Origin of the sequence: Thalassorhabdomicrobium marinisediminis, from assembly GCF_003072065.1 — a bacterium.
GTDB classification, from domain to species: domain Bacteria; phylum Pseudomonadota; class Alphaproteobacteria; order Rhodobacterales; family Rhodobacteraceae; genus Octadecabacter; species Octadecabacter marinisediminis.
Window position 1 is genome coordinate 490,034 of sequence record NZ_QCYG01000001.1, and the last position, 6,760, is coordinate 496,793.

General features: G+C 61.8%; 7 protein-coding genes. 5 read left to right on the forward strand and 2 right to left on the reverse strand.

The features are described 5' to 3' along the window. Positions 1–132: 132 nt before the first annotated feature. Positions 133–933, forward strand: a complete 801-nt coding sequence (locus tag DC363_RS02375) for a glutathione S-transferase family protein (protein WP_108639507.1) — start codon at positions 133–135, stop codon at positions 931–933. A 13-nt stretch (positions 934–946) separates the two neighbouring features. Here the strand turns inward: DC363_RS02375 and DC363_RS02380 are convergent, their stop codons facing one another. Continuing rightward, the gene (locus tag DC363_RS02380; protein ID WP_108639508.1) at positions 947–1,750 is read right to left on the reverse strand and encodes a DUF4198 domain-containing protein; all 804 of its coding nucleotides are present in this window, start codon (positions 1,748–1,750) and stop codon (positions 947–949) included. Here DC363_RS02380 and DC363_RS02385 point away from each other — a divergent pair. The 3 genes from DC363_RS02385 to tsf all read left to right on the forward strand — a co-directional run bounded on the left by DC363_RS02385 (position 1,749) and on the right by tsf (position 5,155). Further along, entirely contained in the window at positions 1,749–3,095 is a 1,347-nt protein-coding gene (locus DC363_RS02385; protein WP_241962897.1) for a HupE/UreJ family protein, read from the forward strand. The two genes, DC363_RS02380 and DC363_RS02385, sit on opposite strands and share 2 nt — an antisense overlap. 229 nt (positions 3,096–3,324) lie before the next feature. Continuing rightward, the gene (gene rpsB, locus DC363_RS02390; RefSeq protein WP_108639509.1) at positions 3,325–4,203 is read left to right on the forward strand and encodes a 30S ribosomal protein S2; all 879 of its coding nucleotides are present in this window, start codon (positions 3,325–3,327) and stop codon (positions 4,201–4,203) included. A gap of 79 nt (positions 4,204–4,282) precedes the next feature. Further along, entirely contained in the window at positions 4,283–5,155 is an 873-nt protein-coding gene (gene tsf / locus DC363_RS02395) for a translation elongation factor Ts (protein WP_108639510.1), read from the forward strand. 374 nt (positions 5,156–5,529) lie between these two features. Here the strand turns inward: tsf and DC363_RS02400 are convergent, their stop codons facing one another. Further along, positions 5,530–6,291, reverse strand: coding sequence for a LuxR family transcriptional regulator (locus tag DC363_RS02400; protein WP_108639511.1), 762 nt, complete (start codon positions 6,289–6,291; stop codon positions 5,530–5,532). A 241-nt stretch (positions 6,292–6,532) separates the two neighbouring features. Between DC363_RS02400 and DC363_RS02405 the strand changes: the two genes are divergently transcribed. Next, the coding region (locus DC363_RS02405; RefSeq protein ID WP_146180731.1) for a helix-turn-helix domain-containing protein at positions 6,533–6,760 on the forward strand (228 nt) is incomplete at its 3' end.

Sequence of the window (6,760 nt, forward strand, 5' to 3'; positions counted from 1 at the left end):
GCGACAGGGCGCGAAGGTCAACGCCGATTGCGCCTTGCCCGCAAGATATCCGCCCCGCGCCCCGGCTTGCGATATTGATCGGAGGCGGCGCTTGCGGCAGTCTGGGTGGCACACAGCGTCGGAGGGATCGTCATGCCGCAAAAGCCAATCGTCTATCACATTCCTGTCTGTCCGTTCTCGCAACGGCTCGAGATCATGCTGGCGCTGCGGGGGAGGGAGGATGCGGTCGAGTTCCGCGTCGTCGACATCACCAAGCCCCGCGACCCGGCCCTGTTGGAAAAGACCCGCGGGACCACGGCGTTGCCGGTGCTGGAATGCGCCGACGGCACGATCCTGAAAGAAAGCCTCGTGATCCTGCAGTATCTGGATGAGGTGCTGGACGGCGGCCCGCTGCGCCGCCGCGATCCCAAGGAGCATGCCATCGAGCAGATGCTGATCGGGCGCGAAGGGGCGTTCACCACGGCGGGCTATCTTTTCGTGATGAACCAGGACCGCGCCGCGCGGGACGACCATGCCGAGAAGCTGCTGTCGATCTACCGCGACATGAACGACTTTCTGGCGCATTGGGCCCCAGGCGGCCCCTTCCTGTTCGACACCTTCGGTCTGGCCGAGACGGTCTTCACGCCGATGTTCGTGCGCTTTCACTTCCTGGATTACTACGAGGGCTTCTCACTTCCCGAGGGGCCCGACTACGATCGCGTTCGCACGTGGCGCGCCGCCTGTCTGGAACATCCGGCGGCGCAACAGGTCAGCAAGGAGGAGGTGGTCAAACTCTACTACGACTACGCCTTGGGTGCGGGCAATGGCGCGCTGGTGGCGGGGCGCAAGGTGTCGAGCTTCGCGTTCGAGCCGCACTGGAAAGACCGCCCCTGGCCACCGCAGGACAAATACGGCGGCAGCGCCAGCGATGCGGAACTGGGGCTTTCAAGCTAGATCACGGGTCGGGTCACTCGGGCACGGCGAAGGTCAGCGCGGCCCAAAGCGTTTCCCACTGAATATCCTCGGCGTCCGCCAGGGCGTCCGCCGGTTCGCGCAGGACGACGTGATCGACGAGGTAGCTGTGCCCGGGCTTGACGGGCAGGGTGGCGATGCCCTCCTCATCCGTGCGGTGCAAGGTCACCTCAACGGCGCCATCGGGGGCCTTCTCGAACAGCTCCACCTGTCCATCGGCTACGACCTCATCGAGGTAATAAAGCTGCACCCGCATCCCCTGTGACAAATCCTCCGTATAAGGATTGTCGAGCGCCACATATTCCACCGCCAGCCCGGTGCGGTAATCCCGCCCGACCCCGTGGCCCGCGGCGATCAACGTCTTGGCAAACCGCCAATAGCCTTCGCGGATGTCGTCACGGGCCAGCCCGCGGGCGTCGTGGCGGGCTTCGATATCGCGAAAATCCTTGTGGCTGGCGAAGCTCAGGAACTTTTCCCACTCCGAATAGGACACAATCGACATGCGCGATTGATAGCTGACGATGTTAAGCCCCTCGCGCAGCGGTGGGATGTCCAGCGCCGGGCGCGCGCCAAGGCGGTTCTGAACCGCCGCCTGTTGCATCCCCGCAGCGACTGTAAACCGCGTGAAACGCTGGGGAATATAAGCCAGTTGCGTTCCTTCGAATTCTTCCCCATTGAGAAGTCGACCTTGCAGCATACCGTCCGGCTCAATCTGATAGGCCTGCGGTTCGATCCAGAATTCATGGGATTGGGCGGGCAGGGCGATGGTGATGGCAAGAAGGGCGGCAAGGATGCGCATGAAACTCTCCGATTGGTTGGCTGTAACAGTGGTCTGGATGCGGGCGGTGTCAATGATCACCGTGCTGGCGATCACGGGCGCGTCAGCGGCCACCGCACACGAGGTCCTGCCCACGATCGGCGACATGGAGGTGCAGGGCGATGCGCTGTCCTTCACGCTTGAGGGCAATTTCGAAAGCCTTGTGGCGGGGATCGACCTTGACGGGCTGGAGGACACCGAAGCCGCCCCCGAAGCCGACACCTATGACCGCCTGCGGGCACTGGACCCGGCCGCGTTCGAGGCCGAGGTCGAGGCCTATTGGCCGCAGATGGCCGAGGCGATCACCGTTCTGGTGGACGGAACCGACGTGCCGGTCGAACTCGTCGGTGTGCAGGTTCCTGACGTTGGCGATGTGGACCTCGTGCGCGCTTCGACCCTGCAATTCCGCGCGCCGCTGCCCGAGGGCGCCGAGAGCGTGCAGGTCGGCTGGCCTGCGGAATATGGCGTGCTCGTGTTGCGCCAGACCGGGGTTGAGGCTGGCTGGGATGGCTACCTCTCCGGTGGCGGGCTGAGTGATCCGGTGCAACTGGGCGGCGGGAACGAGATGTCGGGGCTGAGCGCGTTTGTGCAGTTCATCCCCGTGGGCGTGGAACACATCGTGCCGCTGGGGCTTGATCACATCCTTTTCGTGCTGGGCCTGTTCTTCCTGTCCACCCGGATGCGTCCGCTGCTGTGGCAGGTGACGGCCTTCACCGCCGCACATACGGTGACTTTGGCGCTGGCGACGCTCGGCTATGTCAATATCCCCGAAGAGTATATGTGGCTGGTGGAAAGCATCATCGCCGCCTCGATCGTCTATGTCGCGGTCGAGAACATCTTCACCGACGGGCTGAACCCATGGCGCCCGGCGATCATCTTCGGCTTTGGCCTGTTGCACGGGCTGGGCTTCGCCTCGGTGCTGACCGCCTACGGCCTGCCTGACGGCGCGGTGATTCCGGCGTTGCTGGGCTTCAACATCGGCGTCGAGTTGGGGCAGCTCTTCGTGATCGCCATCGCCTTCATCATCGTCGCCAGCGCGATCCGCCTGTCCGTGGACGGGCAGGTGAACAAGGTCGCGGCGGCGGTCTATATGGCGGTGGCGGTGCTCGTGGTGCCGCTGGCGCTGATCCCGATCTCGGCCATGGGGCCCGAGGCTGTCGAAGCCTATCTGCCGCTGCTGTTCATGGTGGCCCTGCTGGCGGGGCTGTCGGCAGCCTCTTGCGCTGTTGAGCGGTTCGACACCTATCGCCACATGGTCGCCATGCCGGCCAGCGTCGGAATCGCCCTTGTGGGCGCCTACTGGGTGGTTGAGCGGGTTTTCCTTTAAACCCGTTCATACAGCCTGACGACACTATCGCGGGGGGCGCAGATAATCCCTGACGCCCCTTGCGCGCGATGCGGTCCCGCAGTATAGGACGCGCACGAAATCCCCAGACGGGGGCGGGTGAATTGGGTAGACATCCCAAGGCATCCACCGGTTGGGCCGATCTTTCCTCCGGGGCAGGGCGGTCTGATACCCCTGTCCAAGGCTTATGAAACCGGAAAGGAAACGACCCATGGCTCTTCCAGAGTTTACCATGCGCCAACTGCTTGAAGCAGGCGTACACTTCGGCCACCAGACCCAGCGCTGGAACCCGAAGATGCAAGAATTCATCTACGGCGCCCGCAACGGCATCCACATCATGGACCTGACGCAGACCGTCCCCATGCTGGACGCCGCGCTCAACGTCATCCGTGAGACTGTCGCCAAAGGCGGCCGCGTGCTGTTCGTCGGCACCAAGCGTCAGGCGCAGGCGCCGATCAAGGACGCTGCCGAGAAGTCCGCTCAGTTCTACATGAACCACCGCTGGCTGGGCGGCACGCTGACCAACTGGCAGACCGTGTCCAAGTCGATCCAGCGTCTGAAAAGCATCGACGAAGCCTCCGAGCGTGGCTTTGAAGGTCTGACCAAGAAAGAGCGTCTTGGCATGGAGCGTGAGCAGGGCAAGCTTGAAGCCTCGCTCGGCGGGATCCGTGAAATGGGCGGCGTGCCCGACCTGCTCTTCGTCATCGACGTCAACAAGGAAGATCTGGCCATCGCCGAAGCCCGCAAGCTGGGCATTCCTGTTGTTGCCGTGGTCGACACCAACTGCTCGCCCGAGGGTGTGGACTACATCATCCCCGGCAACGACGACGCGGCCCGCGCCATCGCGCTCTACACCGATTTGGCTGCCCGCGCGGCGCTGGACGGCATGACCGCACAGATGGGTGCCGCTGGCATCGACATCGGTGAGATGGAAGCCTCCCTCGAAGAGGAAATGGCTGCCGAGTCCACCGGCGTGGAAACCGGCAACGTGAGCGAAGAGACCGCCCACGACGACGCCGCTGCCAAGGACGACGGTCAGCTCGACAAGCTGAAGTCCAAGCAGGAAACCGTCGCCGACGCCAAGGCCTGATCCGGCCCCACGCAGGACGATTTCGCCGGGCGCGCCTGTCGCGCCCGGACCCCATTCATTCTTTAAAGGAGACCAACAGATGGCAATCACTGCTGCATTGGTAAAAGAGCTCCGCGACACCACCGGCGCGGGCATGATGGACGCAAAGAAAGCGTTGACCGAAACCGATGGCGACATGGAAGCCGCCGTTGACTGGCTGCGCACCAAGGGCCTTGCAAAAGCTGCCAAGAAATCCGGCCGCACCGCCGCCGAAGGTCTGGTGGCCGTGGCCGTCAAAGACGGCAAGGGCATCGCTGTCGAAGTGAACTCCGAAACCGACTTCGTGGGCAAGAACGCCGACTTCCAGAAGATGGTCGGCAACATCGCCCAGACCGCACTTTCCGTGGATGATGTCGATGCGCTGAAGGCCGCTGACATGGACGGCAAGACTGTCGAGCAGACCGTGACCGACGCCGTCGCCGTCATCGGTGAGAACATGTCCGTGCGCCGGATGGTCAGCGTCACCGGCGAGACCGTCGTTTCCTACGTGCACAACGCTGCGGCCCCCGGCATGGGCAAGATCGGCGTGCTGGTCGCCATGACCGGTGGCGACGAAGCGCTTGGCAAGCAGATCGCCATGCACATCGCCGCTGTGAACCCTGCGGCACTGTCCGAGGCTGACATGGACGCCGCAACGGTCGAGAAGGAAAAGCAGGTCCAGATGGACATCGCCCGCGAATCCGGCAAGCCCGAGCAGGTAATCGAGAAGATGATCGAAGGCCGGATGAAGAAGTTCGTCGCCGAATCGACGCTTCTCAACCAGCCGTTCGTCGTGAACCCCGACCTGACCGTGGGGCAGGCGGCGTCCGACGCTGGTGCGACGATCACCGGTTTTGCCCGTCTTGAAGTCGGCGAAGGTATCGAAGTCGAGAAAGAAGATTTCGCAGCCGAAGTCGCCAAGATCAAAGGCTAAGCCAGCAGGTTAGCTTTGTGGCGCAAGTCATTGAAAAGGCCACCCCTTACGGGTGGCCTTTTTGGGTTCGGCGGTCCGCCCCGGGAGCAGGCGGAACCGCCGTACAGACAGCGCCTTGGGAATAATGGGATGGGCGCCTGTCTGGGTGCCGGCCGGACCGGGCTTAGCCCGGTCCGAACCAGCGTCCGGTTTCCCGGCATGACCCGAGCGTCCCAGACAATACATGGGCGGCACGGATCACAGTTCCCGGGCCTTAGGCCACCACTCACGGAACGTTTTCACCTTTACATTGACGTAACGTAAACAACAGTCCGGAAAACCCTACCTGTATCATTTTATTTCAAAATGGTAGCAAATTTCGCACGATATTTATTTCAGTTGCGCGGGGATTGGGCCGTATCGATCACGAACATCTGGTTGTAGAATGCCGCTTTCAAAACCGCCTGTGCCGTCGTCTCGACATCCAAAGCCTCCCGTGCGAGGCGCAGGTGCTTCTCCACGGTCGCCGGCGAGACATCGAGCAAAAGCGCGATATCCTGATTGGTTTTGCCATCGCCAACCCATTGTAAAACCTCGCGTTGGCGTCGCGTCAGGTGTCTCTGGCTGTAAGGCAGCGTCTGAAGTTTCAGGTGCAACACGTTGTTTATGATGGTGATTTCGGCTCCGTGTTCGGCCCAGACTGCATCGACGTCGCTTTGCGTCAGGCCCGGACGGGCCGTCAGGGCGATCGCGCCTTTGATCCGTTTAGACACGCTGAGGAAACTGACGGTATAACCCGCGGTGACGTTCTGGCTTGCGTTGAAGGCGACGACATTGCGTTCCGCTTCGGTAAGCTGCGCTGGGTCGCGCAGGCGCATCCAGGAACAGGCGCCGGTGTTCTCCAGCGCCCAATGGATCATCGGCGCGTTGTAGAGGTGACCTTGGCCGAGAAAGGCGTCCATGTAGCTGTCGCCGTGGTTGGTGAGCAGGACCCAGTCTTGTGGATCGCCCAAAGACGCGCCGGAGCGATAGCGGGTGAAGCCGTAGATCAGCCGATCGAACCCATAGGTGGCCATTCTGTCGCAATGCAGGGCCCAGAGCTCCTCGACGCGGGAGGCGTTGGTCAGGGCGTCAAGATGGGCGACAAGGTCGGACATGGGATAAGAGGTAGCACCCGGGCGGCGCGACGCGAATTGTTTTTTGACGCGCGTGGCCCTTAGCGGAGGTATAGCGGTTCCGCCCATGGTGCAGGATGCTCAGGGTCGCTTATATATATAGATCTTCGGTATTCTATATTTTACATAATACTGATTATGCGAACCCGATATGGAAGATGGTGGATTCACAAACGAAGTGCAAATTCTGTAAGAATTCAGAGAGTTGCATGGAGTATGAAGAATGGGAACCCACTACTGTCACCTGAAGCTGGACGAACGTCGCAAGCTTGCAAAATGGCTTGAAGCTAAAATGCCGATTTCAGAGATCGCGGATCGGCTGGGGCGCGACCCCTCCACGATCTACCGAGACATTAAGCGTAATCGGCACACGGACGACGAACTGCCTGAGCTAAATGGGTATCACGCGCTCGTCGCTCAGGACAAGTATGAGCAGCGCCGCGCGATTCAC